Source organism: Nocardia sp. NPDC052112, assembly GCF_040680135.1.
GTDB lineage: Bacteria > Actinomycetota > Actinomycetes > Mycobacteriales > Mycobacteriaceae > Nocardia.
In genome coordinates, this window is record NZ_JBFAWD010000002.1 from 222502 (window position 1) to 249008 (window position 26507).

Annotated in this window: 22 protein-coding genes; 8 read left to right on the top strand and 14 right to left on the bottom strand. The window is 67.7% G+C overall.

Annotated features, from left to right (window positions below; translation table 11 throughout):
• Positions 1-11 precede the first annotated feature (11 nt).
• Positions 12-272, bottom strand: coding sequence for a hypothetical protein (locus AB0L58_RS04345; RefSeq protein WP_364380859.1), 261 nt, complete (start codon positions 270-272; stop codon positions 12-14).
• Between the two features lie 178 nt (positions 273-450).
• On the opposite strand from AB0L58_RS04345, the gene AB0L58_RS04350 reads away from it, so the two are divergent.
• Positions 451-861 carry a PPOX class F420-dependent oxidoreductase gene (locus AB0L58_RS04350; RefSeq protein WP_364380862.1) on the top strand — a complete coding sequence of 137 codons (411 nt, stop codon included), beginning with the start codon at positions 451-453 and terminating at the stop codon, positions 859-861.
• 346 nt (positions 862-1207) lie between these two features.
• Here the strand turns inward: AB0L58_RS04350 and AB0L58_RS04355 are convergent, their stop codons facing one another.
• The gene (locus AB0L58_RS04355; RefSeq protein WP_364380865.1) at positions 1208-2338 is read right to left on the bottom strand and encodes a Xaa-Pro peptidase family protein; all 1131 of its coding nucleotides are present in this window, start codon (positions 2336-2338) and stop codon (positions 1208-1210) included.
• An 89-nt stretch (positions 2339-2427) separates the two neighbouring features.
• On the opposite strand from AB0L58_RS04355, the gene AB0L58_RS04360 reads away from it, so the two are divergent.
• Positions 2428-3399, top strand: a complete 972-nt coding sequence (locus tag AB0L58_RS04360) for a 5'-3' exonuclease (RefSeq protein WP_364380868.1) — start codon at positions 2428-2430, stop codon at positions 3397-3399.
• Positions 3400-3580: 181 nt separating this feature from the next.
• On the opposite strand, the gene AB0L58_RS04365 is transcribed toward AB0L58_RS04360, so the two are convergent.
• From AB0L58_RS04365 to AB0L58_RS04385, 5 genes are all read right to left on the bottom strand, one after another.
• On the bottom strand, positions 3581-4309 hold the full coding sequence (locus tag AB0L58_RS04365) for a DUF4333 domain-containing protein (RefSeq protein ID WP_364380871.1): 729 nt from the start codon (positions 4307-4309) through the stop codon (positions 3581-3583).
• Positions 4310-4459: 150 nt separating this feature from the next.
• Complete coding sequence (locus AB0L58_RS04370; RefSeq protein WP_364380874.1) at positions 4460-7282, bottom strand: RNA helicase; 2823 nt, start codon at positions 7280-7282, stop codon at positions 4460-4462.
• Positions 7283-7284: 2 nt separating this feature from the next.
• Positions 7285-8238, bottom strand: coding sequence for a twin-arginine translocase subunit TatC (gene tatC / locus AB0L58_RS04375; RefSeq protein WP_364380877.1), 954 nt, complete (start codon positions 8236-8238; stop codon positions 7285-7287).
• Between the two features lie 104 nt (positions 8239-8342).
• Positions 8343-8615, bottom strand: a complete 273-nt coding sequence (gene tatA, locus AB0L58_RS04380; protein WP_364380880.1) for a Sec-independent protein translocase subunit TatA — start codon at positions 8613-8615, stop codon at positions 8343-8345.
• Between the two features lie 731 nt (positions 8616-9346).
• A complete protein-coding gene (locus AB0L58_RS04385) occupies positions 9347-10045 on the bottom strand; it encodes a hypothetical protein (RefSeq protein WP_364380882.1) in 699 nt (232 codons plus the stop codon).
• Positions 10046-10447: 402 nt separating this feature from the next.
• On the opposite strand from AB0L58_RS04385, the gene AB0L58_RS04390 reads away from it, so the two are divergent.
• Positions 10448-10627, top strand: a complete 180-nt coding sequence (locus AB0L58_RS04390; RefSeq protein WP_364380885.1) for a hypothetical protein — start codon at positions 10448-10450, stop codon at positions 10625-10627.
• Positions 10628-10678: 51 nt separating this feature from the next.
• On the opposite strand, the gene AB0L58_RS04395 is transcribed toward AB0L58_RS04390, so the two are convergent.
• The 7 genes from AB0L58_RS04395 to AB0L58_RS04425 form a co-directional block, all read right to left on the bottom strand.
• Entirely contained in the window at positions 10679-10894 is a 216-nt protein-coding gene (locus tag AB0L58_RS04395) for a hypothetical protein (RefSeq protein WP_364380888.1), read from the bottom strand.
• A gap of 483 nt (positions 10895-11377) precedes the next feature.
• Positions 11378-12787: a tyrosine-type recombinase/integrase gene (locus AB0L58_RS04400; RefSeq protein ID WP_364380891.1), complete on the bottom strand. Its 1410-nt coding sequence runs from the start codon at positions 12785-12787 to the stop codon at positions 11378-11380.
• A 104-nt stretch (positions 12788-12891) separates the two neighbouring features.
• Positions 12892-13146: a helix-turn-helix domain-containing protein gene (locus AB0L58_RS04405; protein WP_364380894.1), complete on the bottom strand. Its 255-nt coding sequence runs from the start codon at positions 13144-13146 to the stop codon at positions 12892-12894.
• 521 nt (positions 13147-13667) lie between these two features.
• Positions 13668-16607 carry a PrgI family mobile element protein gene (locus AB0L58_RS04410; RefSeq protein ID WP_364380897.1) on the bottom strand — a complete coding sequence of 980 codons (2940 nt, stop codon included), beginning with the start codon at positions 16605-16607 and terminating at the stop codon, positions 13668-13670.
• The gene (locus AB0L58_RS04415; protein ID WP_364380900.1) at positions 16604-18475 is read right to left on the bottom strand and encodes a hypothetical protein; all 1872 of its coding nucleotides are present in this window, start codon (positions 18473-18475) and stop codon (positions 16604-16606) included. Before AB0L58_RS04415 ends, AB0L58_RS04410 begins: the two co-directional genes overlap by 4 nt.
• Positions 18476-18477: 2 nt before the next feature.
• A complete protein-coding gene (locus AB0L58_RS04420) occupies positions 18478-18882 on the bottom strand; it encodes a pilin (protein WP_364380903.1) in 405 nt (134 codons plus the stop codon).
• Positions 18879-19805 (bottom strand): hypothetical protein, encoded by a 927-nt coding sequence (locus tag AB0L58_RS04425; protein ID WP_364380906.1) that lies wholly within the window; start codon positions 19803-19805, stop codon positions 18879-18881. The genes AB0L58_RS04420 and AB0L58_RS04425 overlap by 4 nt, the downstream gene beginning before the upstream one ends.
• Before the next feature lie 471 nt (positions 19806-20276).
• Between AB0L58_RS04425 and AB0L58_RS04430 the strand changes: the two genes are divergently transcribed.
• Genes AB0L58_RS04430 through AB0L58_RS04450 form a run of 5 tightly spaced genes read left to right on the top strand, consistent with a single transcriptional unit; the run spans position 20277 to position 26504 of the window.
• Positions 20277-20921, top strand: coding sequence for a hypothetical protein (locus AB0L58_RS04430; RefSeq protein ID WP_364380909.1), 645 nt, complete (start codon positions 20277-20279; stop codon positions 20919-20921).
• Positions 20922-20967: 46 nt separating this feature from the next.
• Positions 20968-21981: a DNA methyltransferase gene (locus AB0L58_RS04435; RefSeq protein WP_364380911.1), complete on the top strand. Its 1014-nt coding sequence runs from the start codon at positions 20968-20970 to the stop codon at positions 21979-21981.
• A complete protein-coding gene (locus tag AB0L58_RS04440) occupies positions 21978-24479 on the top strand; it encodes a DUF87 domain-containing protein (RefSeq protein WP_364380914.1) in 2502 nt (833 codons plus the stop codon). The genes AB0L58_RS04435 and AB0L58_RS04440 overlap by 4 nt, the downstream gene beginning before the upstream one ends.
• 2 nt (positions 24480-24481) lie before the next feature.
• Complete coding sequence (locus AB0L58_RS04445) at positions 24482-25483, top strand: replication-relaxation family protein (RefSeq protein WP_364380918.1); 1002 nt, start codon at positions 24482-24484, stop codon at positions 25481-25483.
• A gap of 7 nt (positions 25484-25490) precedes the next feature.
• Positions 25491-26504: a bifunctional lytic transglycosylase/C40 family peptidase gene (locus AB0L58_RS04450; RefSeq protein ID WP_364380921.1), complete on the top strand. Its 1014-nt coding sequence runs from the start codon at positions 25491-25493 to the stop codon at positions 26502-26504.
• The last annotated feature ends 3 nt before the right edge of the window (positions 26505-26507 follow it).

The window sequence follows — 26507 nt, forward strand, 5'->3', positions numbered from 1 at the left end:
GATCCGCCAGGTCAGACGATCTCGAGTTGATAGGAGGCCTCGACCCAGAAGCCGCCCGGCTCGAATTCACCGCCGAAGGTGCGGATGTAGGCGCCGCGGAGTAGGTCGTCCAGCCTGCACCAGAGTCCCCGTGCCGTCGCCTTGAAACGGCCGGACACCGGGAACGGGCCGCCGGCCGCCGCGTTGATCGGGAATGCCGCGCGGTTGGTCACTTCCAGCAGCGGCAGTGTGATGCCGTTCAGCTCGGCATGACCGCTGGCCGTCGCTACCACCGGAGCCCGACCGCCGTGTCGAAACAACGACCTTTCGACCTCGAACCCCTCGATTGTCGATCTCGGCGGTCAGAATATCCGAGCATGCACCGCATTTCGAACGAACCAGTCGGTACCTGGAGCTGGCGACTCGGTATGCGCCGGTACCGGGCGGCCCGCATACCGCTACGGTCGGGAGATGCCGACCAGCACAACACAGCTGTCCACTGCCGCACTCGAATTCGTCGCGGAGCGGCACCTCGCGACCTTGACCACCCTGCGCGCCGACGGCACACCGCATGTGGTCGCGGTGGGTTTCACCTGGGATCCCGATGCCGGGATCGCGCGGGTGATCACCAACGACGGCTCTGTCAAGGTGCGCAATGTGCGACGTTCCGGTTACGCGGCGGTGAGCCAGGTGGACGGAATCCGGTGGATCACCTTGGAGGGCCCGGCCACCGTGCTCGACGATCCGGACAATGTCGCGGATGCGGTCGACCGATATGCGGGCCGCTACCGAGTCCCCCGCGAGAACCCGACGCGCGTGGTCATCGCCATCCAGGTCCAGCGCGTACTCTGCAGCAGCACCCTCACCCACACCCCAGCCTGAACCGCACCGCCGCCCCAGCCCCCGAGAAGAGTCATTGCGCCCCAGCCCGTTTCGCCGTGCCAGCGGACCGCAGCTGCCACACCTGTCATCTACTCAGGGCCTGGGCAGCACGCGATCGCTACAGCCATCGGGACGGCGACGGGTGAATCCGAGCCGGCCGCCTCGGACCGGGCTGACTCCGGCCGTATGGGCGGAGCCGATCGTCGAAAGCGACTGAGGCCCGTCCTCCTAGGGAGAGGTCGGTCATCGCAGGCGGTCAGCGAGCGTTGGACCGGCACCAGCAGACCCATGCGGCCGAATCACAGCCCCCAACCACGCACCGCACACCCAGCGCATCCCCGGACTGTCAGCTCAGCACCGTCAACCCGTGCGGCCGCTGATTCATCGACTCGCAGCCGTCCTCGGTGACCACGACGATGTCCTCGATCCGTGCGCCCCACTCACCGCGGAAGTAGATACCGGGTTCGATGCTGAACGCCATACCCGGTTGCAGTGGCAAGCTGTTGCCTTCGACGATATAGGGCTCCTCGTGGACCGACAGCCCGATGCCGTGGCCGGTGCGGTGCACGAAGGCGGGGCCGAAACCGGCTTCGGTCAACAGGTTTCGGGCCGCGGCGTCGACCGATTCGGCGGTGACACCGGGACGAACGGCGGCGACGGCGGCCGCTTGCGCGCGCTCCAGTTCGCCGAATTGCGCCGCCACGGTGGGCGCGGGCTCGCCGAGGACGTAGGTGCGGGTGGAGTCCGAGTAGTAGCCGGGGTCGACCGGGCCGCCGATATCGATCACCACCACATCGCCGGCTTCGACGCGACGGTCGGAGACACCGTGGTGCGGGTCGGCGCCGTGCGGTCCGCTGCCGACGATGACAAAGGCCGCCGCGGTATGGCCCTCTTCGACGATCGCCGCCGCGATATCCGCGCCGACCTCAGCTTCGGTACGCCCGACACGCAGGAATTCCCCCATCCGCGCATGCACCCGGTCGATGGCCGCACCCGCGCGGCGCAGCGCCTCGATTTCGGCCTGGTCCTTGATCATTCGCAGTTCCCGCAGCACCGGCGTCGCGGATGTGGGCAGCCCGCTGACGGATTCCGCCAGCGGCAGCAGATGCAGGGCGGGCATGACATCGGTGACCGCGACCCGGGAGCCGACGTGCAGCGACGACTTCACCAGTTGATACGGATCGACGCCGTCGACCCAGTCCAGCACCTGCAGACCGAGTTCACCCGCGGCCGAACCTTCCAGCGACGCCAACTCCAGCTTCGGAATCACCACCGACGGGGTCGCGCCATCGGCCGGGATCACCAGACAGGTCAGCCGCTCGAAGGACTCCGCCGCCGAGCCGATGAGATAACGCAGATCCGGCCCTGGCGTTATCAGTAGCGCATCCAGATGAGCGGCGCGCATCAATTGCACCGCCCGCTCGAGTCGATCACCGTAGACATCCGCCGCGAATCGGGACTCCGTGTGCGAGCTCATACCGTCCGACGGTACCCGCCACCGACATCAACCCGAATACGAATACCGATCACCCGAGGTTGTCGTTGCGGACAGGTAGCCTCAGCGGCGTGAACACTGCGACTTCCGGTGGGCCCCTCCTGCTGCTCGATGGCGCGAGCCTGTGGTTCCGCGCGTTCCACGCGATTCCGGAGAAGATCACCGCACCCGACGGCCGATCGGTGAACGCGCTGCGCGGCTTCACCGATATGGTCGCCTCGCTCATCACCAAACACCGGCCGAGCCGGCTGGTCGTCTGCCTGGACCTGGATTGGCGCCCCGCGTTCCGGGTTGCGCTGGTGCCGACCTACAAAGCCCACCGCCTCGACACCGCCGCCGATGCCGCGCCCGGCGCCGAGGACGTGCCGGACACGCTGACCCCGCAGGTCGAGATGATCTTAGACGTGCTCACCGCGGCGGGTATCGCCACCGGTGGGGCAGCCGGACTCGAGGCCGACGACGTGCTCGGCACACTGGCCACCCGTGAGCGCACCGATCCGGTGGTGGTCGTCAGTGGCGACCGCGACCTGCTCCAACTCGTCCGTGACGAGCCGCAACCGCAGGTGCGTGTGCTCTACGCCGGTCGCGGCCTGGCCAAGGCCGAATTGTTCGGCCCCGCTGAGGTATCCGCGAAATACGGTGTGCCACTGGAGAATGCGGGTCCGGCCTATGCGGATATGGCGACCCTGCGCGGTGATTCCTCCGATGGCCTGCCCGGCGTCGTCGGGATCGGCGAGAAGTCCGCCGCGACGCTCATCTCCCGCTTCGGCTCCCTCGACGCGCTCACCTCGGCCGTCGACGACCCCGCCGCCGACCTGGCCCAGGGCATACGCGCCAAACTCCGCGCCGCCGAGACCTACCTGAAGGCCGCCGCCCCGGTCACCCGCGTGGTCTGCGATGCCGATGTGGAACTGTCCCGCCCGGACACTCTCCCCAGGACGCCCGCCGATCCGGACCGCCTCCGCGCACTGGCCACCGCCTACAACGCGGAAAGCCCCATCACCCGCCTGATCACGGCACTGACTGCTGCGCACTCGGCGTGACCGTCGAACCACACCGGTGGTCACCTACCAGAACTGAGCCCTCGCCCACCCGGTAGCTGCCGCACGCAGGTCACAGGTTCTGCTCACGGCTGTACGCCATCGAAGCCCACCGGACGTTTTCGGCAGCGGGGCCGCCCCACCGACACCCGCTCGCCAACCTGCCGACCGCAGGCCCGAACTGTCAGCTCGGGCGGCCGACCTCGTAGGTTCCGTCGTCCTTGGTGATCTTGACGGTGACCTTCTTCTGTTCACCGCTGACCTTCAGGTCACAGGTGAAGGTGGCGTCGACCTTGACCTGCTGGCCCGAGGGGCAGGAGACGTCGGCGACGTCCTGGATTCCGTAGGAATCCGAGAGCACCTTCTTGACGCCGTCCTGAACGGCGGCCTTGTCGAGTTCGTCCTTGCTAGTCAGCACGAGCACCAGCACCACGATGGCGCCGATGACCGCGACCGCGAGCACGCCAAGGCCGATGAACAGGCCCTTGCTCTTGCCGCCGCTGCTCGGTGGCGGGGTCTGCTGCTGCCACGGCTGCTGCTGGCCCTGCTGCCAGGGCTGTTGCTGCCCCTGCTGCGCCGACCAGTCCTGCTGGGTCGGCTGCTGGCCCCACTGCGGCTGACTCGGCTGACTCGGCTGCGGCTGGCCCCACTGCGGCTGGCTCGGCTGGCTCTGCGGATTCGGCTGGCCCCACTGCGGCTGACTGGGCTGGCTCTGCGGATTCGGCTGGCCCCACTGCGGCTGCTGCGCGTTCGGATCGCCCCACTGCTGAGTCGGCTGAGCCTGCGGGGCACTACCCCACTGCTGGGTAGGCCCGGCTGCGCCGGGTGCCTGCTGTCCGCCCCACTGCTGGGTGGGATCGTTGCGTCCCTCCCCGGGACCAGGGGCGTCGTTCGGTCCGTACGGGCCGCTCATCTGGTTGCCTCCACTCGCATCGTTATACACACGGTAGCCCCCCGCGTGAGACTCGTCGCACGACAGGACCATCCCGGTACGAGGCGCGATCCTGTCCGACTCCTCCGCCACGGTCGGTACGCGAAAGAAATCAAATCACAATCGAATCGGCTACGCGGCGTCCACGGCTACGACACCCCGTCGGATCCCGCGGACGGCCTTGGCCGCGGTTCCCGCGACCTCCACATCGTCGGCGGTTCCGTGGATCTGATCGAGCAGATCGATCACCTGCCGACACCACCGCACGAAATCGCCCGCGGACAGCGGCGCGTTCTGATCACCGCTGGCCAGCAATGATTCGGCCAACCCATCGCCGCGGGCCCATTTATAAACACCCGTCACGAAACCGAGATCGGGTTCGCGTGTGGGCGGCAGCTTGTGCCGGGCCTCATCGGAGCGCAACTCGCTCCACACGCCCACGGTCGCGGCGACGGCCCGGCGTATCGGTTCGGTCGGCCCGCTGGCGCCGAGATAGCCACCCTCCTGGCGGGATTCGTACACCAGGATGGAAACCACCGCGGCCAATTCGGCCGGACCGAGCCCGCGCCACAGCCCCTGCCGCAGGCATTCGGCGACCAGCAGATCGCTTTCGGCGTAGATCCTGGCCAGCCGACGACCGTCGGAGGTTACCTCGCCCGCGGCCACGAACCCGCGCTCCTCGAGCAGTCCGAGGATTCGATCGAAGGTGCGCGCCAGCGAGTTGGTGGTCGCGGCAACCTTCTGGCGCATCGTCTCGGTCTCGCGTTGCAGCCGGTTGTAGCGCTCGCCGACCCGGCTCATCTGTTCGCGATCGGGCCGGGTGTGCGCCGGATGCGAACGCAGACTGCGCCGCAGTGTCGACAGCTCGCGGTCCTCGCCCGCCTTCGAACGGTCGCCGCGCCGCGACCGGCCCGGCGCGGAGATCCCGGTGCTGCGCAATGCCGACGCCAGATCCCGCCGAGTCCTGGCCGTGCGGTGATCGATCTTGCGTGGCAGCCGCATATGACCGAGGGTCTTCGCGGGCACCGGGAAATCGGCGACCGATACCCGCCCCGCCCACTTGTCCTCCGTCAGCACCAGCGGACGCGGATCGCCCGGCGTGGCATCCGGCTCCAAAATCACCGCGAGCCCGGCCCGCCGCCCGGACGGAATCGCCACCACATCGCCACGCCGCAAGGAGACCAGCGCCTCGACCGCGGCCCCACGCCGATCGGCCCGCCCCTGCTGTTCGATCTGGCGTTCGCGCTGCTTGATCCGCTCGCGCAGGGAAATGTAGTCCAGGAAGCCGCCGTCCTCGCCGCCGAGCTGATCGCGCAGTTTGCGCAACTGCCCCTCGTTGCGCTCGATCCCACGCACCAGCCCCACCACCGATCGGTCGGCCTGGAACTGCGCGAAGGACCGCTCCAGCAGTGCCCGTGACTCGTCGGCACCCATCCGATCGATCAGATTGATCGACATGTTGTAGCCCGGCCGGAACGAACTGCGCAGCGGATAGGTCCGGGTGGATGCCAGGCCCGCGACCGCACTGGTATCGACCTCGGGCTGCCACAGCACGACGGCATGGCCCTCGACATCGATCCCGCGTCGTCCGGCCCGGCCCGTGAGCTGCGTGTACTCCCCTGGCGTCAGCTCGGCGTGCGACTCACCGTTGTATTTGACCAGCCGCTCGAGCACCACCGTCCGCGCGGGCATATTGATGCCCAATGCCAGTGTCTCCGTGGCGAATACAGCCCGCACCAGACCGCGCACGAACAATTCCTCTACGGTGTGCCGGAAGGCGGGCAGCATGCCCGCGTGATGCGCGGCCAGGCCGCGGTGCAGCGCCTCGCGCCACTCCCAGTAGCCGAGCACCTCGAGATCGCCCTTGGGCAGATCCCCGGTGTGCTTCTCGATGATCGCGTCGATCTCTTCGGACTCGTCGTCACGGCTGTGCTTACCCACCCCGTCGGCTCCGCCGACTGCCGCCCCCCTGTGCTTACCCACCCCGTCGGCTCCGCCGACTGCCGCCCCCCTGTGCTTACCCACCCCGTCGGCTCCGCCGACTGCCGCCCCCGAGAGATCGAGCCGGGAACGCAGGCATTGCGCGAGCGCCGCATCGCATCCGGCCCGACTGAAGATGAAGGTGATCGCGGGCAGCAGCCCTTCCTCATCGAGTTTGGCCAGCACCTCCGGCCGGGGCAACGGCCGGAAGCTGCGGTTCCCACCGCGACCGCGCGGTCCACCCCAGCTGTTCATCCGGTCCGCGGCCTCGCGATGGCGGATATAGCGGACCAGATCCTCGTCGACGAGCACCTTCTGCTCACTGGAGTTGGTATCGAACAGATCGAACATCCGCCGCCCGACCATGACGTGCTGCCACAGCGGCACCGGGCGGGTCTCGTCGACGACCACCGCGGTATCGCCGCGCACCGTCTCCATCCACGCACCGAATTCCTCGGCATTGCTGACCGTCGCGGACAGGCTGACCAGCCGCACATCCGGCGGCAGATGCAGGATGACCTCCTCCCATACCGCGCCGCGGAAGCGGTCGGCGAGGTAGTGCACCTCGTCCATCACCACATACGACAGTCCGCGCAGCGCGTCCGAGGAGGCGTAGAGCATATTGCGCAACACCTCGGTGGTCATCACGACCACCGGCGCATCCGGGTTGATCGACTGGTCGCCGGTGAGCAGACCGACCTGGTCGCGCCCGTGCCGCTCGATCAAATCGGCGAACTTCTGATTCGACAACGCCTTGATCGGCGTGGTGTAGAAACACTTCCCGCCAGCCGCCAAGGCGAGATGCACCGCGAATTCACCGACGACGGTCTTACCCGCGCCGGTCGGGGCACAGACCAGCACGCTGTGCCCGCCCTCGAGGGCTTTGCAGGCATTGCGTTGGAAGGGATCCAACCCGAAAGTCAGCTCAGCGGAGAACTTTGCCAGCTCGCCCGCCTGCGACTGGTGATACGTCACCGTCAGAGGGTATCGGAGTAGTCCGACACGGGTCGTGCTGATTTTTCCGGTGGCTCCATGATCGAATCGGCCGGGTTGATCGGCTCGGGGCCCGAGATCGTGGAGGCTTCCTCATCCGACAGTGCCGCCAATGCGTCGGCCTCCCGACGTGCGCGCCGCCTGTCGTTGATCCGGGAGAATTGGATGGCGACCTCGAACAGCACCGTCAGGGCCAGCGCCAGCGCCAGCATGGAGAACGGATCCTGCGGGGTCACGATCGCGGCAAAGACGAAGAGCCCGAAGATGATTCCGCGCCGCCACTTGGCGAGCTTGTCGTAGTGCAGCACCCCGACCAGATTCAATCCGACTACCAGCAGCGGGATCTCGAAGCTGACACCGAAGATGACGAGCAGCTGGATGATGAAGCTGAAGTATTGCGAACCGCTCAGCGCGGTGATCTGCGCGTTGTTGCCGATATTCAGCAGGAAGCTCAACGCGTGCGCGACAACCCAATACGCGAGTACGGCGCCGGTCACGAACAGCGCACTACCGCAGGTGACGAATCCGACCGCGTACTTGCGTTCCTTCGCATACAGACCTGGCGTGATGAAGGCCCAGATCTGATACAGCCATACCGGGGCCGCCAGCACCACGCCCGCGGTCATACCGACCTTCAACCGCAGCATGAACTGCTCGAAGGGCGCGGTCGCCAGCAGTCGGCAGGCGCCGTCAGCGGTGAGTACGGCCCGCGACGAGGCGGGCAGCGAGCAGTACGGTCCGGTCAGCAGCGAACCCAGGCTTTCGACGCCGAAGATCGTATGCGCATACCAGAAGAAGCCGAACAGCGTGGTGACGACGACCGCGGCGATCGAGACCAGCAGCCGACGGCGCAGCTCCTGCAGATGCTCGACCAACGACATGGTGCCGTCGGGATTCGTCCTGCGCTTACTGCGCCGGGGATCGAACGGGATTCGCATGGTGGTGTGTTGGCCCCTGGGGTCGAAGGTGCCCGCAGCGGTCGGCGGGCAACAGCACTACGCCCGGAGCGAGTTCGCTACTCACCCCGGCGGCAAGGCTGGGCTCAGAGCGACTTCGGCTGTGCCTGCGGCTCGGCCTGCGGCTGAGCGACCGTCGGCTGAACGGCCGAGGCCTGCGGCAGTTCAGCGGCCGGTTGCTGGGCCGGTGCTGCACTTGCCTGTGCGCTGCTCTCGTTCTGCATCTGGCTGACTTCGCTCTTGAAGATGCGCAGCGAGCGGCCCAGGCTACGGGCGGCATCGGGCATACGCTTCGCGCCGAAGAACATCACGAAGACCGCGGCGATGATCAGCCAGTGCCAGATGCTCAGACTGCCCATAATTAACCTCCAAAGAATGTGGTAGCTCTGATGCTACCGGACTATGACATGCGAGAACTCCCACGTAGGTGTACTCCCCCGCCTCCCCGAGCCTTTGCCGGACGTGGGTGCGTCGATGGTTTCGTAGCGGGCCGGCGGTCGAGCGATGTGCTCATTTCTGGGCGTACCCAACGAGTTACCAATGTGCTCGCTAAACGCGTCGGCACTGGTCATGGTGCCGACAGTACCGTGTGTTCTGTGGCCAATTGCCATCTAGTCGTCAAGAATTCGGCCGACGTGTGTGTAGGGCGGTGCTGAATGTCGAATTCGACGGAGCGGCCCTGCTTGAGATCACGTTGACGGCGGTAGGCGAACCCCCAGGGCCACGACACCTCCCACGCCAGGCCAAGGTGGCACGGGCCGCGTTATTGGTACGGCCGGTAACCCAGCGGCAGTAGGTACCGGCCGCTGTACCGCCGGGTGCCGCCTGGGCCGACCCGGCGAAGGCGGCCAGCCCGGCCGGTATCGCCGCCAACGTCAGCACGAGCATTCTGAACCTGCTACCGCGCACCATTGCGCTCCTGTCGGTTTTGTGCGGATTCGGTCGGCAACTGTTCGTCGGCGCGGGTTCGGCGGATGGGTCGTCAGGGGAAATCGCTCGCCACGAGGAGGTGCGCAGATCCGGTGTCCGACCGCCGATAAGGCTGTATACCCAAGGGTCACGATCACACTCGATCAACGGCACGGTGAAGCTAGTCGTTGCCGCGGTCTCGCTCCCGGCTGGTGGTTTGGCCGAAGAAGAATCCCAGTATCAACAAGAACGCACTGGCGACGATCTCTGGTGTCTCGGTATGAGTGAACGTGGCAATGACCAGGGTGATTGCGAATGCCAGAAGTAAGACGCCTCCGAGCAGTACGGCTGCAGGTTCACGTTCCAACAGGGACTTACGCATCTGCCACAACTGTTGCCGGTACTTCAGGCGGCCCAAGTCCGCCTTCTGGGCATCTCCATTCTCCTGGATCAGCTGCTCGATCTGTTGCTGCTGTTCCTCGATCTTCCCGATAAGCGCCGAGAGTTCTTTTCGAACATCGGGATCTTCGACCTTCTCTGCCGTGGCCTGAGCCTGCTGCACCTGTTGGTGGTGAAGTCGTTGTGCGCGTTCTATTTGGAGCGCCCGGTCCAGGGATCTCAACGCACGAACCGACAACGTGCCACCAGAGTCCGTCGCGTCCTGCTTCTGGGCTTCCTCTAGTGCTTGCCGGGTAGTGAGTAACGCGTCATTCAATGCATCAGGCGGCATCGAACTCAGCTGTTCAACGTGAACGTAGACGCCGCCGTCTTGGCGTACACCCATCAGTTGGCCGAGGCCGTGAGCTTCGATGAGACGGTGTAAGGCGCCTGCGCGGTCGCGGTTGCGGTTGCGGTCAGCGGCATCAGCGGCTTCCATCATGCGCTCAAGGGATGCTCCCATGGTGTGCTCGACCTTCTTTCGATGGGATGCGAAGACGTTACCCGCCAGCGCCCGCCGCGCGAGTGTTGAGAATTGATCGGTTCTTGGACACTCCAGCACCAGGGCGCGGTGTGGCCTGGAAGCCCAGGTAGGCGGGACAGGGCATGTGTCGATAAACGTATCGAAAAGTATTGGTGTCCAACAATTCTTGTCGGCCCTTTCTCATACCGCTCGCGGCATGGCCTCGGCGACAGGCGATCTCGACGTCCTCACGCCGCTTACCCTCGACGGTGACGCGCTCGATCCGATCGGGGGCGGCGCTCACCGCGGGCAGCGCCTCGGCCGCCCGCCCGGCCGGGGCGCTACCGGTCTCCGTACGTCGACGGCTACCGCAGTGCATCCATGCCGATCCGGTGGGCCCTCGGCGCGATCGTGGGCGGTGCCGTCTTCCTGCTGATCGTGCTGACCCTCACCCACATGGGAACTACTGACAGGACGGGCGACACCGCTGTGGTGCCCTCGACCGTCGCGCCCGTGCAGTCGACTGCTTCGCCGCAGCAGTACTTCCCGTTCCAGTGCTGACCCAGGGGCAGACCGGCGGATCCGACACCGGTCGGTGCACTCTCATGCCTGCTACTCCCGGTCTGGAGGATCGATCTCCTGGAAGTCGTTGGGTCGTCGGTACGGCCACAGCATCGCCAGCACACGCCGTGCTGCCTCTCTCCGCTCCCGGTCCCGGGCGAATACTGCGGTCATCGACAGGATGTACAGCAGCGGCACGGCAGCCAGGATGATGACTGCACCAACAGTCGCGATCCCGGAGAAAGCGCTGAACACATTGCGTCCCAAATGGTCTGTGGAACAGCCTCATCGGGGGGCGCGATCAGATTTTGAGCATGCGTCACCGGCTCGGCCATCCCAGTGGTTGCGGATGATCGAACCGGGAGCGGTGGAGCGCCGATACCCGGCACAAGTTCTTCCTTGGAAGTCTGTACCCTGCGCGCTCCAGTCCGGTCGACCCCTTGTCGAGTCGTCCAAATCATGCTGACTCCAACGGAATCGGGCGTGAGAGTTTGGCCCGTCCGTCAGCTGATCAAAGCGCGGCACCGATACTACAGGCTTACTCAGAAACAGCGTCGGTGACTGGCGCGCTGAGCTCCATATCGGTGAACAAGGTGTCGTCATAAGCATGTTCCCGAACGGCGGGACGGGTCCGGTGTGCTGTCGTGCTCGGTCGTCGGTGAGGTGTGCGAGATTCCATGCGTCGGCGGACACAGTTGTGGGGCGGCACCGCTTGGCGGTGCCGCCCCACATTTCGGTTCGGTACGCGGGCTAGCTGGAGCGGCGGCGTGCGACCTCGTTGAGTGCGGGGCCAATCTTGTCGCCGATGAGTGCGGTCACGTCGGCGTGTGGCTGGTGGCGTCGCACGTACGATTTGCGCAGTACCCGGGAGGTGTTGCCGAGTTGGTCGGCGACCTTGGTGACGTCGAGTCCGGCTGAGATGCCTTCGGTGCCAAGGTGTTTGCGCAAGCTGTGGGGCGTGACCGCGTCGGGTAGCCCGAGCGCGGCGGCGATTCGCCGCCAGCGTCGGCTCATGCTTTTGAGGTTGCGTGGCCCGCCGTCGTCCAGATCGAAGAACAACAAATCGTCGGGCCAGTCCGCCTTCTGCGGGCGCGGCGGCAACGCCAACCGGACCTTCTTCAACCGGCGTATCCGGGTAGCCAGCATGTCCAGGACCACTTGCGGCAGCTGGACAGGCTTGGTGATGAACTTGCCCTGGTTCAGGTCTTCGGCGTCGTGTGTGGTGTAGTCGGTCCACACCTGCGCCGAGCCGTCGCGGTTGCGGACCGCGCCGCGTGGGGTGAGGATTCCGGTGTCGAAGTCGATGTCGGATTCGCACACGCCCAGTGTTTGGCCGAGCCTCCATCCGGTCGCGGCGACGAACACCACCCAATCGGCCAGATCGTGGGTGTCGCAGTACTGCGCGACCGTAGGCATCCGCTGTTTCCACGCCCGCTTGCCTTGTCGCTTGTCCAGGGTGGGGCACGGCGCGGTGGAGGTATAGACGCCGACTAGGATGCGTGCGACGGTCGCGGTGTCGACGAATGCGGCACCGCCACGGCGGCGCTGGAAGTTACTGGGTTTGGGGAGCAACGCTTCCCGGACGGGGTTGGCGGGGTTGCCTGGTCCGAGTGCGCCGACGCGGATGCAGAATCGGAACATCCCCGACAGGATGTTCTCCTTCAAGATGCGTGGAGCGCTGCCACCACGCTCGCGGGCCACATGGGCGAGCATGTCTTCGATGACGGCGGTGTTGATCATGCCGATTTCGCGGCGTCCGTACTTCGGGATGATGGTGTCGCGCATCATCGGTTCGTAGTTGTTGATCGTCGCTTCCAGGCGTCCGCGTTTGCGCAGATCGTCTTTGTACGCGGCCCACGTCTCGGCGAGGGTGGAGCGTTTGGTCAGCGCGCCCGCGAGGGTGACCGAGGAATCGATCCACTCCTGTGCGACGTCGAGGAATTCGCGGCGGGCGCGTTCGCCGGTCCGGTCCGGTTTGGTCCGGCCCCGGCTGTCGGTTTCCGGGGGTGATGAGCGGGTGATGCGCTTGTAGTTGCCGTTCCAATCGCGGGGCCGCCCCGATGCCGTCCACACACCCGGCAGGCTCGGGTGCGGTTTCACGTTCGGTTCCGGGACGGTGCCGGGGTCGAGTTCCGGGCGGCCACGTTTAGTCTGGACCATGCCTCTATTCCTTTGGAGGGTGTAGTGGTGTTGGCCTCCGTCGCCCGCTGTTGGCGCAGCGGGGTTGAACCGGCGGGGGCCAGCTGCGTTATCAGGGCTGCCTGTTAGGCGGCGGCGGTGCCGCCGCGCCGAGTTTGTTGTTCCTGCTCGGTGATCCACGCCTCGACGTCGGTGCGCCGGTAGAAGATCTTGCGGCCGAGGGCGAAACAGGCGGGGCCGTAACCGATGTGCCGCCAGTAGCGCAGAGTCCCGATGGTGAACTTGTATTCCTGGGCCAGCTCGGCGGTGGTGAGCCAGTCGTCGCGCTGGTTGCGGTGGGCGGTGGTGTCAGCGGGGGTGGTCGGTTCGTGGTCGGGCATCGGGGTTCCTTTCAGGCGGCGGTGTGGCGGCCGGGTGCATACGGGTCCGGTGGGGTGGTGGTCGGTGATGTCGAGAAGTCGAGTTCTTGTGGTGTGTCGGTCATTTCGTCTCCTTTTGCGTGTTGGTGTCGTTTCCACCGTGCCCGAATGCGGGTCCATGAACGCTCCCTACACCGGCTGTCGTCAAGCGAACCGTGATGCCCTGCATCACCGTGCGGGGTGAGGGGCTGAGTGTTCGGCGCGACTCGTGTCGGGGCTGTAGCGCCGCCGATTCCGGGTCGGGCACGTGGGAACCGGCCGGGCCGCGATATGGCGGCAGGCGCGTGTTCCGGGCGGTGTGACCCTGTTCGGGTCCGGGCGTCGGGTGTGGGTGTAGCCCACCATCGGGGGCGGAATCCGGTTCCCGCGATCGGCGACAGCGCCGCGCGTGGGCGACCGGGAAGTTATTCTCGTGCGACAGCGCACAGGGGCGTAGGGCGTTCGAGGTTTGTGCTCGGCGACGGGGTTTGGCGAATCCGGGGTCATGCCGCCCGCCCGTCGAGGACTATCTCTTCACCGCTGTCGGTATCGTCGGCGACGTGGTCTGCGGTCGCGGTCCTGGTATCTCCGGGGTCGGTGAGTGGAGGCAGCGGTGCCAGCATGTCGATGTCGATATCGGTGTCGCCGTCATCGCCGGTGGTGGCGAGTTCGCTGGGATCGGTTGTGATCACAGCGTTTTCGGTGAATGAGGCCAGCGAGCCGAAGACGGCGCGGTCGGTGCCACCCACAGCGAGCAGACCGCTACCGCGAGCGGCTGAGAGCAGGAAGTGTTGTTCGCCGTCGGAGAGGTGGAACGCGGCGGCGACCTCGTCGATGGCTTGGGGGGCTTGACGCAGCAGGATCTGGGTGGCGGCGTTGGACACGATCGCGCGCCCCAGTTCGGTGGAGAGCACGTCGGCGCAGTCCTGGGTGGCGACGGTGAGTCCGGCCCAATGTTTGCGGAAACTCTTCGCGGCCCGGAACAGAAACTCGGCTGCGGCGGGTTGGCGCATGAGCAGCCACGCCTCGTCCACGGTGACCATCCGGGGCCGCCGATCGGCCGGACTCGACACGCGCCGCCATGTCGCGTCCAGCACCAACATGGTCCCGATCGTCTTCAACTCCTCCGGTAGCTCGCGCAGGGAGAACACGATCAGTCCGCCCTCGGGGTCGGTGGTGGTCGGCCCGTCCAACAACCCCGCATAGGCCCCGCCGCCGACGAACGGGTGCAGTGCGGCGGCCAACTCCCCGGCAGCCGGTGTGGCGAGGCGTGCGAGTTGGTCACGCAGTCCGCTCAGCGTGGGTGCGGGCCGGGTCCAGGTGGCGGGGTCCTCGGTGATCCCGGCAGCGGCGTAGGTCGCCGTCAGCGCAGAGTCCAATGCTGTTCTTTGCGCGGCGTTCTGGTCACCGAGCAACACCTGCATCAAGGTGTGGAGGAACAGTTTGCGGCCGGTGAGGGCGTCGGGTGGGGCGCTGCGGCGTCCGTCGCGGCGGGTGTGGATTTCCAGGTCGAACGGGTTGAGACGCACACCGGGTGCGCCGAGGCGGATGTTGGTGCCGCCGACAGTTTCGGCGAGACGGCGGTATTCGTCTTCGGGGTCGATCACGATCTGTTCGATCCCGCGATACAGCGAGCGCAGAATCTCGGTTTTGACCAGGTAGGACTTACCCGCGCCGGACCGTCCGAGGATCACCAGGTTGTGGTTGTGGGCTTCGGGGGCGAACCGGTCGACAAACAGCAGTCCCGAGGCGGCGTCGCGGCCGTAGAGCACTCCGTGCGGGCGCGCGGCCTGGGCAGGGTCGACGGCGGGTAGCTGTGGGGAGTCGAAGGGGAATGCCGCGGCGAGGGCGGTGGTGTCGAAGGTCCGCTGGACTCCGATCAAGTCCTGTCCCAGCGGGAGGGTGGTGGTCCAGGCTTGCGCGGCACGGTAGGACAGGGTGCAGGTGTCCACGAGCAGACTCGCCGCCAGCGCCCGCACGGCAGCGACCTCGTCGGCCAGTTCGGCCTCGGACTCGCCGTGCACGCTCAGATACACCCCGACGCGGAACAACCGGGCCTCCGCACGCGCCACCCGTGCCGACAGGTCAGCGGCGTCTTCGACCGCGACATCGACCTGCGGGTCGGACAGGCGTCCTCGGCTTGTCTCGTGCATCCGGGAGGACTCGAGCCGGGCTTGCTGGCGGCGCAGCCGCGTGGCGGCGGTGACCGGGTCGACGGGATCGATATGGATGGCGACCTCGACCCGGCCCGGGTGCGAGAGCAGCGGTGCGAGCCAGCCGGCCGTCACCTCTCTCGGCCATCCGGTGACCGCGAGGGTCTGAGTCCAGTCCGAGCCGATCTCGAGATGCCGAGTGCCGATGGTCAGAGATTCCGGCGCGAACCCGGCCACGCTGATGAACGGGTCGCGGGCCGCGGAGTCGGGGTCGGTGGTGATGATCGCCGACGGGGCGGCGATGTCGGCGGCGGCGGAGACGAGGCTTTCCGGGTTGGTGCAGCTGGTCAGGACGGCGGTCGCCTGGGTGTCATCGAGAGCGGTGACCGACACACCCAACGGAGCCAGGACGTCAGCGGCCTCGTTCATACGGCGTAGTAGCCGCGATTCTGCTCCCCTGCGTGCGGTGGCCGAGGGTGCGCGCCGTGCCCGGCGACGGCCGGGCAGCATGGCCCGAGAAGCGGTGGCGGGCAGGGGCTCTCGCCAGACCAACAGCACTTGGCGGTGCGTCAGGTTCTCCACTGCGGCCAGTGCGGTGAGGTGGTCGGCGTGGTCGAGCGCGGCGGCGGCCAGATCCGGTGACATCTGCTCGGCGGCGGTGTGCAGCCCGGTGATGTGTTCGCTCAGGTCGAGGCGCGCCGATCGCACGAGGATCTGGACGGGTTGGCGCAGGGTGTGCAACCACCCGGCGAGTTGCCCGACGAGGCTGTCCTGTTCGGCCGGGGTCCGCAGAGACAGGTTGAGGGTACCCGCGACCGCGACGACCGCGAGCCCGTCGCCGCCGAGGTCGATCACCCCGACCCCGCCGCTGCCGCTGGCGGAGACCGACTCCGGCAACCGTGCCGCGTGCGCGGTCAACGCCACCGGAGTGGTCGGGCGCGACCGAGATCCGGTGGCGCGGTCGGTGATCCACCTCGGTGCACCGATTCCGGCGTCCCCGCGCGATGTCACGAGGTGACGCGGCCGGAGGCGGTAACCGATCGCAGCCACGAGCAGCAGGTCGGCGGAGAGGCCGTCGCGGCGGGTCAGAATCGCGACGGTGACCACGACCGCGATCGGGATGGCGGCGGCCAGGAAGATCGGGGCGGCGATTACCGTCCTGGTCACAATCCATACCGAGTACAACAGTAGGGCGGTGGTGGCGAGGACTGCGACCTGGCGGGCGGTGAACGGGCCCAGGATCCGGTCGCTGCGCTCGACGTCGGCGGGTATGCGCACGATTGTGGTCATCGAAGTTGTCCTCCTCGGGGTGCGCGCGGCGCGCGGCGGCGCACGGGCAGGTCGGGCATGGGCAGGTGCAGTTGCCGCCCGGCCGGGCGCGGCGGTGTGGGTGCGGGCGGCTGTGGTGGGTTCGGTGGCGGCGGTGCGGGTTTGACCCGGGTCACCGGGAACGGCAGCGGGTACTGCCCGCTGCGAGTCGGCCGCAGCCGGGCGTAGGGATCGACCGGGCCGGGATCGGTGAAATCGAAGGCGAGCTGTTGGGGCTGGCGACGCCGGGGGCTGGGACGCTGTGGTGGTTGCCTTGGTGCCGGTGGTGTGGGCCGGACCCGGCGCACCGGGATCGGCAGCGGTAACTGCCCCCCGGCTCCAGCGCGGATTCCCTGATAGGGATTCGGTGGGGTGAAGTTGAAGGCGAGTTGCCGACCGCGAGGTGTTCGGGCCGTGTTGGTGGGGGTGGTGCTGGGAGAGGCGGCGGGGGCAGCGTTGGGTTGTCGTGGGACCCGGTGCACCCCCGGCAGGGGCAGTATCAGCTGCCCGGTGCTGGTGGCACGAACCCGCGCGTACGGGTTAGGAGGTCCGGAGCGGGCGGCGGGGCGGGGCGTTCGTGGACCCCGGGTGGGCTGTGTGGCGCGCCGGGCGGGTGCGGCGGCAGTCCGTGCGCTGCTCGCGGTGGAACCTTTGAGCAGTCCCAGGGTTTTGTAGGCAATGAAGCCGCGCGCGATCGACCCGAAAAACGAACGACCTTGCCCGATCTTGAGCACCGACAGCAGCCAGAACGGGGTCTTGATCAACACCCCCATCAACGCCAAAGCCACGATCAGGTTCACGATCCCGTTCGCGTTCGGTCCGAAGACCTCCCACCCGCCGGGAGTCAGGAAGACCCGCACCGCCGTCACCAACGTCAGTGATTGCACGACCTGGATCGCCAGGCACGCCGCGAACGAGCGCCACCACCACCGCGCGATCGCCTCGGCTCCGGGCAGGCCGTGACACATCAAGGCCAACGGTGCCGAGACGATCAGCAAGATCGTGATGGCGACCCGCACCACATAGGCGATGACCAACACGACCAGCATCACCACCAGCGCGAGCGTCAGCAGCAGCCCGAAGCTCTGGCTCTGCGGCCCGGTCGTGGCCAGCTCTTTCAACCCCGCCGCCGCCGAATTGGAGCCGACACCGTCCCCGGCCACGGCCTCGGCGAGGGCGTTGGCGAAGCCGATCGCGGTCGTAGCGATCACCATGCTCGAGGCTCCGGCAACGAATCCGACGACCAGCCGGGGTGCGAGTTCTCGGATCGACCACTGGGTCTGCAGGGTCTCGCGCATCATCAGCAGCACCCCGGCCGCCATCACCACCAGCACATACAGGGCACTCACCAGCTGCCACGACTGGGTCCACAACACCCCGATCTGCGGGATCTCGCCGGGTTCGGGAGTGGTGAGCAGGGTGACCGAGACCAACTCGAGCAGCGGGTCGAGCGCGGAGTCGACGATCCGCTGGAAGAACCCGTCGATCGCGTTCTCCACGCACCCGTTGATATTGGTGACCCCGCACTCGGCCGAGGTCGACGAACCCGCCGGAGCCGGAGAGGTGGTGGTGCCAGGTGTGGTTGGTGTGGGCGTGGCCGGACTCGGGGCGGTGGTGGAGGGCGGGGTCACCCACCGCGACGGCGGGGGCATGGTCGGCGCGGCAGGTGTCGGGGTCACCGGCACGGACGGCGTCGGCGTTGTGGGCTGGGCGGTGGCACCGCCCGCGCCGGTAAGGCCGAGCAGGAGCGCCATCAACACCGCCACCGCTGCCGCCGTGGTGGCGGTGTGTACGAGGCGCGGCCCTCGGGCGGAGTCCCGGGTAGGACCGGGCTCGTGTGAGGCGTTCACCGTCAGCCTCCGACGATGGACTTGAGAACCGACACGATGACCGGTGCCAGCACCGCCAACCCGTAGCCGATGCACGCGGCGCGGAACGCGGTCTTGGCCTTCTCGGTCTCAGCGGGATCGCCCGCGCCGAGCAGATAACGGGCACCAGCCACGGTCAGGCACAGCGTCGCCAACCCGGCCAGGATCCCCATCACCCAGTTGCGGGCGTTGTCGATCACCTGATCCAGCGAGGAGGCGACCGCCAGCACCGCAGTCTGCGGAGGTGCGGCCGACGCCGACCCTGCCATCAGCACCATCAGAGCCACGGTGGCGCCCACGGCCGCGAGGACCGTGGGCCACCGCCGCCGCACTGCCTGTCGAGCCGACTGCGCTGGCGCCTCGCAAAGGTGTCCTCGGTTCGCGTTCATGCGGCTGCCTCCTGCCCGTGCTCGGTGCCCGACTGCGCCGGTACCGAGGTGTCCTTCTTCGGCCGACCTCGCCGCGGTGACAGGAACGGTGGCGCGAGTGCGGTGACCGTCGCGGCTTCGACGGTGCTGGTGCGATCCGGGTCCAGGTCTCGGCGGCGTTCGGTCAGCCAGGCCAGCAGGGCGCGTTCGGCGCGGCGGCGTTGCTTGCGCAGCTGCGCCAACGACACGCCACGCTCGGCCGCCAGCGAGGTCAACGAGCGGCCCTCCCAGTGCGAGGCCGCGATCAATTCGGCCGCGTCGGCCGAGATCACTCCGGCGGCCACGGCTCGGGCCAGGACAGTCTCGGGATGGCCGGGTTCGGCGATCGCCGACCGCGCCCGCCTCGCGAGCGGACCGAGGTCGCAGTCGACGTCGCCCGCCGACATCACCGGTGATTGCTGCTGATTCGCCCCTGTGATCATCGCGCGGTAGGCCGCCCACCGCAGCCGATGCCACACCCCCGGCCGGTCCAAGGCGACGCGAGCGAGGTGGGCGAGGAATCCAGTCAGCACCTCGGACTCGATGTCGTGGCGGCTGCTGCTGCCCGGGGCGGCGTACTCCCCGGCAGCCCTTCCCAGCATCGGCACGGCCAGGCCCGCGCACGCCAGCATCGCGTCCTCGTCGTGGGTGCGTGCGCGTTCGATCAGCCATACCCAGATCGCGTCGATCTCGGCGATCGGCACCGCAGGATCCCACAGCCGCTCGCGCAACTGCTCCCATGTCCGCACCGAGCTGACAGCGGTGGTCTCCGAGGTCGGCACCGCACGCGGATCGGCGGGCAACAACTCGGCGGCGATTCGGTCGAAACCCGCCCGCACCACTGCCAGCGGAGATCTCGGTTTGCCACCCGATCCCGAATATTTCACGACGTGTGAATTCGTCACTACAAAACTCCTTGTTCGATCGAAAATTTCCGACCTCACAAGGACACCTGCGACCCCTATCTGAAACGTATCCAAACCCTATCCAAACTCTATCCAAAACCTATCTGAAACATATCCAAGTCATATCTTGAGCGATCTGGCGAATATTTCGCTATCGCTTCGCCCCGGTCCCGATCACCCACTTATGCCCGGCTTGATATATCCATCTACCTGCGGCTGTGAACGCGCGGATAGGTTCAAGATATGAACTGGATATATTTCAGATAGGACGTGGATATCCCACCCGAGCGCGTTAGCAATCAGCCGAAAAGTCTCGAAAAAAGAATTCTGCCCACCATCCACCGAACAGCGTCTCGCCACCATTTGCCTCTTAGAAAATTCTCAGAAAAAAGTCCTGAATATTGTGTCCCGAAAACGGCTTTTCGGCGGAAGTAAGCGAGTACACACCGCTCTCTCTCGTCAGGAGTCGTTATGACCGCCAATTCCCGTCGCCGCTCAGCGTCTGCCCCGGTGCGCGTTCCCTCGACCCTGTGGGCGTTGGGTCCCGAACCGCTCGATCCCGAGGACCGCTGGCCCGAACCGATCCTGTCCCACGCGATCGCTGAGTTCTCCGAACCGGCCGCGCGAGTGATGCTGATCGACTGGCCCACCCCCGTCGCCCGGGGTGCGCTGCGAATCATCGAGCCCGACACCGCTGCTGCTCTGGCCTCGATCGGTGATCTCGGCCGCCACGGCCTCGACGCCCCCACCGACCGCGACCGCTCCGGGGAGCCGATGGATCTGGTTATCGCGAGCCTGCTGGCCGATCACCTCAATCCCTTGGAGGCTGCCGAGCACGTCACCGACATCGCGACCGAGGTGCTGGCGATGGGCGGTTTGCTGGTCGTTCTCTCCCGTTGCCGCCACAGCGACGCCGGGGTCCTGTTCGACCCGGCCGGGTCGGTCGTGGCCGCCGCCCAAGCCGCCGATCTGCTCTACCTCCAGCACATCATCGCCGCCCCGATCAGCGGCACCACCGTCACCGCCGCACCGGCCGAACCGGGCTCGTCTGCCGTCGCACGCCACGCCGTCGCGCACACCGACGTCTGTGTGTTTCTGATGCCTGCTCATGGCTGACCGGCACCCCTCGCCCGCCCGAACCCCTCACGCGAAGGACACCCGCATGACTCTCGACGCCAACGCCACTAACACCCCCGGCATCGACTCCGCGACCCCCGCACAGACCGGCCCCGCCGTACTGCCGGTGTCGGTGTGGGCGACCGCCCAGAACGCCCCCGCCGCGCAACGACGGGGCCGCTATCACCCCGACAGCACCGCGCACCCGGCCAAGATGTTCCCCGCGATCGTGCAGCACGCGGTGCAGACCTACACCCGCCCCGGAGACCTCGTTCTCGACCCGATGTGCGGGATCGGCACCACCCTGGTCGAGTCGTTACATCTCGGCCGCCGCGCGGTCGGCGTCGAATACGAGTCCCGCTGGGCCGAGCTGGCCCGCACCAACATCGGCCTCGCCCGCGAAACGGGCATCGATCTCGACGCCAACGTCTACACCGGCGACGCCCGCAAACTGCCCGACCTCATCCCGGCCGAGTTGCGCGGGCAGGCGAGTCTGGTGATCACCTCCCCGCCCTACGGCGACTCCCTGCACGGCCACGTCGCCGCCAACGGCAAGGCCCCGGTTCAGAAGTCCAATCACCGCTACGGCGCGGTCCTCGACCGAGGCAACCTCGCCAACGTCGGACTCGGCCGCCTGCTCTCGGGATTCACCAAGATCCTCGCCGGTGCCGCCGAATACCTCGCCCCCGGCGGACACATCGTGATCACCGCACGGCCGTGGCGTCAGCACGCCGAGTTGGTGAACCTGCCCACCCATCTCGTCACGTGCGGCGACCTGGCCGGGCTGGTCCCAGTCGAGCGGTGCGTCGCCTTGTTGGGCCGCCTCGCCGACGGTGAGCTCGTCGCGCGTTCGAGCTTCTTCCAGCGCGACTTCGTCATCAAACAGCGCGCCGCCGGACTACCGATGCACCTCATCGCCCACGAGGACGTCGTCATCCTGCGCAAGCCCGAAAAGTCCGTGAGTTCAGGAAAACTGAAGAATCTTCAGAACGAACCCAAGTGGTCGTCGGTGCCGTGGAGTAACCAGGTTGGCACCGAGCCCGAACGGCGGGCGGCGTGAGCGCCCCCCTCGCGAGCCCCGAACAGGGGTGGCTGGGCCGGGCGCTACTCGCGCCCGGCACGGCGCTCCACGATCTGGCCGAGTCGATCGACCACGCACTCGGATCCGTGTCCGGGCTGGGGGTCATCGTTGCTGTGCTCGCGGTGCTCGCCGCGGTGCGGTTTCTGGCCGAGTGGCGTCGGCGCCGGCTGAGTGCGGGTGCTCGCCAGATCACCGTGCTCACCCCACCCGAAGTCGACGCCAAAGGCGCACTCGCCTTCTGGGCGCACCTGATCGGGCAACTACGCCCGGCCTGGGCACGGGTGCTGTGGGGACAGCCGCATCTCGGGTTCGAGTACACCGTCACCCCCGAGGAGGGGGCCGCGATCCGGCTCTGGGTCCCCGGCGCGATCCCACCCGGACTCATCGAACGCGCCATCGCCTCGGCGTGGCCCGGCGCGCACACCGACACCGGCGAACCCGCACGGCCGCCGCTACCGGCCCCGGCCGAAGGCGTCCGGCGGATCGTGGCCGGAGGCGAGCTGCGGCTGGGACGACGTGAAGGACTGCCGTTGAGTACCGATCACTCCGGTGATCTCGTGCGCGACCTGATCACCGCCGCCGACGATCTGGCCCCCGGCCAAGCCGCCTGTGTGCAGATCCTCGCCCGCCCGGTTACCGGCCGCCGAGTCGCCCGAGCCACCCGCGCCGCGGCGAGCACCGGCACCTCGGCCGGGATCGTGGTGGGGTTGCTGCGCGAGGCGCTGAATCTGCTCACCCCCGGCACCACCACCGCCCGATCCACCCGGGCCGGGGGTATCAGCGACGGCCGGGGCAGCGACCGCCAAGCCGTGATGGAGTACAGCGTCGCCGCCCGCGCGGCGGCAGCTAAAGCGCGTGGCGCGCACTGGGAAACCATCGTGCGCTACGCCACCTCGATCCCGATCTCCGAAGACCCCGACGACGCCAACCCGACAGCGCAGGCGCGAGCGGTGGCACGCGGGCGGGCCGACGCCCTGGCCACGGTGTTCGGGGCCTGCACCGACCACAACTACTACCGGCGGCGTCGCCCTTTCCGCCTCGCAACCCTGATCCGGCAGCGGCGTCTCGGGCGCGGGGACGTGCTGTCGGTACCCGAACTCGCCACGATCGCGCACCTGCCCACCGACACCGGGCTACCAGGTCTCCAACGGGCCGGAGCCCGCGCCCTGTCCCCCGCCCCGGAGATCCCTGTCGGCGGGGACTTCACGAAACCGCTGGGGATGGCCGACACCGGGACTCGCCGCCCGGTCGCGGTCAAAATCTCCGACGCCCACCACCACCTGCACATCCTCGGCCCCACCGGCGTCGGCAAATCCACCCTGCTGGCACGCACCATCCTCGACGACGCCGACAACGGACGCGGGGTGATCGTCATCGACCCCAAAGGCGACCTCGTCACCGACGTCCTGTCCCGGCTGCCTTCCCGCATGGGTGATCGGGTAGTGCTTTTCGACGCCGACTCACCCGCCCCGCCGCCGTGTGTGAACCCGCTCGACATCGACCGGATCGGGCGGGCGGGGATGGATCTGGCGGTCGACAACCTCGTCACTGTCTTCCACCGGATCTTCCACCAATGGTGGGGACCGCGCACCGACGACATCATGCGCGCGAGCCTTTTGACTCTGTGCGCCCAACCCGGCACCGCCACCCTGGCCGACCTGCCCCGCCTGCTCACCGAGCCCGCCTTCCGCGCCCGGGTCACCCGCACCACCAAAGACCCCGTCCTGCGCGGGTTCTGGGACAGCTACGAGACCCTCTCCGACACCGGCCGCGCTCAGCTCACCGGCCCCCTGCTGAACAAACTGCGCGCGTTCCTGCTGCGACCGTTCGTGCGGGCGGCCATCGCGGGAGGCCCCTCAACCGTCAAGTTCGCCGACATCCTCGACAACGGCGGCATCTGCCTAGCTCGCCTGCCAAAAGGCTCACTCGGAGAGGAGACCTCACGCCTGGTCGGGTCGCTGCTGGTGGCACGCACCTGGCAGGCGGTGACCGCGCGTGCCCGAGTGCCCGCCGCCGACCGGCCCGACGCCGCTCTGGTTCTCGACGAGGCACAGAACTTCCTCAACCTCTCGACCCCGATCGAGGACATGCTCGCCGAAGCCCGAGGACTGCGGCTGTCCTTGCTGCTGGCACATCAGAACCTCGGCCAGCTCTCGCGGGAGCTGCGTGACGGCATCTCGGCGAATGCCCGCAACAAGATCGTCTTCGCCGTCAGCCCCGATGACGCGCGGGACCTCGCCCGCCATACCGACCCGTGGCTGTCCGAGCACGACCTGTCGCACCTCGACGCCTTCCACGCCGCCGCCCGCCTGCTCGTCGATGGCCGCAACGCCCGCCCGTTCACTCTCACTACTCGGCCCCTGGACCCGCCGATCCCGGGTCGTGCCCGCGAGATCGCCGCCGCCGCCCAGGCCCGCCTGACGGCCCAACCCCCCAACTCCCTAACTCCGGTTACGCCCCGAGAAAGGCTCCCGTAACGATGATTTCCCGTCCCGACAGGCAAGCCGATACCCGGGCCCCGCGCCCGGCCTGGTCACCGACCACCAGCCCGGAGAACAGTTCGGCGGTGCGGGCGTTGACCGGGCGCGACCGCTGGATCCTGCGCATGGTCTACGAGCACCGGGTCCTGACCACCTACCAGCTCGCCGACCTGGCGTTCCCGACCGCCAAGATCGCCCGCCGCCGCCTGGCGATCCTGCACACCTACCGGGTCCTGGACCGGTTCCGGCCCATACGAACTCGTGGCACCGCCCCCCACCACTGGACCCTCGCCCCGGCCGGAGCAGCGATCCTCGCCGCGGAAGCGGGGGTGAGTGTGCGCGAACTCGGCTACAACCACCAAACCACGCTCTCGGTCGCCCACAGCCTGCACCTGACCCACACCCTCGGCGTGAACGAGTGGTTCACCGCCCTCACCACCGGCCCATCCCACGGTGGACGGGTTTCGTGGTGGTGGTCGCAGACCCGCTGCCAACGGCTCTGGGGCGACCTCGCACGCCCCGACGCCCACGGCCGCTACACCCACGGCCAGAACCGGCTCGACTTCTTCCTCGAATACGACCTCGGGACCACCTCCCTGCCCCGGGTCGCGGCCAAGCTGCACGGCTACGGCGAACTGGCCCGAACCACCGGGGTCATCGTCCCGGTCCTGTTGTGGGTGCCGACCACCGCGCGGGAGGTCAATGCCCGTGTGGTTCTGCGGCGGAGCTGGGAACGGTTGCCCGATCCCGACGCGGTGCCGGTCGCCACCGCCGCCGCCGAGTTCCTCGGCTCGATCTCCGGGACGAGCCCGGCCGATCAGGTGTGGCTGCCGCTGCACACCGACTCCGGCCGCAAGCGCCTGCATGAACTCTGCACCGTCTGGCCGCGACGGACCGCACCCGAAGACGGCATCGACCCGGAGTCGACCTGGGCACCGCTGAGCGGAACCCTCGCCCTGGCCCCACCACCGCCACAGCCACCGGCCTCGGAATACCGGTGAGGTAGCGATGCTGGTCAAGGCACTCGGAGCGGGATTCGTGGGGTTCGTGTTCCTCACGGTTGTCATCGCGGCCGTGGTCACCACGGTTGTCGTGTTCGACCACGCGCTCACCGCGCCCGCTCCGGGGGCCTCGACCGGCACCGGCTCTGCCCCGAGTACCGAAGCCCAACAGGACATCCCGGCCGAGATGCTTGTGCTGTATCAGGCCACTGTCGGGGACTGTCCCGGTCTGGACTGGTCGGTGCTCGCCGCGATCGGCAAGATCGAGACCGATCACGCCCGCTCCACGCTGCCGGGAGTGTCGGTGGGCGAGAACGCCTCCGGCGCGGGTGGGCCGATGCAGTTTCTGTCCGCCACCTTCGACTCGGTGACAGCACGGCACCCTCTCCCCGCTGGTGGTGCGAGCCCTCCCTCGCGCTACAACCCCTCCGACGCGATTCACGCCGCCTCGTACTACCTGTGCGACTCCGGTGCACCCGGCGACCTGCGGGCAGCGATCTGGGCTTACAACCACGCCGACTGGTACGTCGACCAAGTCCTCGACCAAGCCGCCCGCTACCGCACCACCGACACCACCTCCGGCGGCGGCGACTGCCACACCGCCTCACCACCGAACCCGACTGCCGCGCAAGTGATCTCCTTCGCCTGCGCCCAACTCGGACTCCCGTACGTGTGGGGCGGCAACGGACCCGAGGTAAACGGCGGCTGGGACTGCTCCGGCCTCACCCAGGCCGCCTACCGCGCCGCCGGGATCGCCATCCCGCGCACCACCTACGACCAAGTTCACACTGGCACAACGGTTTCCGAAGACATGCTCGCGCCGGGAGACCTGCTCTTCTACAGCACCGGCGGGGACGTCCATCACGTCGGGATCTACCTCGGCGGCGGCCAGATGGTGCACGCACCGACCTTCAACGAGCCCGTCCAGGTCTCGCCCTACCGCTGGGGAGGAGACGACTACTACACCGCCACGCGACCCGCACCCGCCCAGGACGACGGCGGCTCCCGCGCCGCCCCCTGATAA

Excerpts from the sequence above, each read along its gene's own strand:
- AB0L58_RS04355 (WP_364380865.1), bottom strand. The coding sequence starts at position 2,338 with ATGAGCTCGCACACGGAGTCCCGATTCGCGGCGGATGTCTACGGTGAT.
- AB0L58_RS04385 (WP_364380882.1), bottom strand. The coding sequence starts at position 10,045 with ATGATGGAAGCCGCTGATGCCGCTGACCGCAACCGCAACCGCGACCGC.
- AB0L58_RS04445 (WP_364380918.1), top strand. The coding sequence starts at position 24,482 with ATGATTTCCCGTCCCGACAGGCAAGCCGATACCCGGGCCCCGCGCCCG.
- AB0L58_RS04405 (WP_364380894.1), bottom strand. The coding sequence starts at position 13,146 with ATGCCCGACCACGAACCGACCACCCCCGCTGACACCACCGCCCACCGC.
- AB0L58_RS04365 (WP_364380871.1), bottom strand. The coding sequence starts at position 4,309 with ATGAGCGGCCCGTACGGACCGAACGACGCCCCTGGTCCCGGGGAGGGA.
- AB0L58_RS04350 (WP_364380862.1), top strand. The coding sequence starts at position 451 with ATGCCGACCAGCACAACACAGCTGTCCACTGCCGCACTCGAATTCGTC.
- AB0L58_RS04420 (WP_364380903.1), bottom strand. The coding sequence starts at position 18,882 with ATGAACGCGAACCGAGGACACCTTTGCGAGGCGCCAGCGCAGTCGGCT.
- tatA (WP_364380880.1), bottom strand. The coding sequence starts at position 8,615 with ATGGGCAGTCTGAGCATCTGGCACTGGCTGATCATCGCCGCGGTCTTC.
- AB0L58_RS04450 (WP_364380921.1), top strand. The coding sequence starts at position 25,491 with ATGCTGGTCAAGGCACTCGGAGCGGGATTCGTGGGGTTCGTGTTCCTC.
- AB0L58_RS04435 (WP_364380911.1), top strand. The coding sequence starts at position 20,968 with ATGACTCTCGACGCCAACGCCACTAACACCCCCGGCATCGACTCCGCG.
- AB0L58_RS04410 (WP_364380897.1), bottom strand. The coding sequence starts at position 16,607 with ATGACCACAATCGTGCGCATACCCGCCGACGTCGAGCGCAGCGACCGG.
- tatC (WP_364380877.1), bottom strand. The coding sequence starts at position 8,238 with ATGCGAATCCCGTTCGATCCCCGGCGCAGTAAGCGCAGGACGAATCCC.
- AB0L58_RS04430 (WP_364380909.1), top strand. The coding sequence starts at position 20,277 with ATGACCGCCAATTCCCGTCGCCGCTCAGCGTCTGCCCCGGTGCGCGTT.
- AB0L58_RS04390 (WP_364380885.1), top strand. The coding sequence starts at position 10,448 with ATGCCGATCCGGTGGGCCCTCGGCGCGATCGTGGGCGGTGCCGTCTTC.
- AB0L58_RS04400 (WP_364380891.1), bottom strand. The coding sequence starts at position 12,787 with ATGGTCCAGACTAAACGTGGCCGCCCGGAACTCGACCCCGGCACCGTC.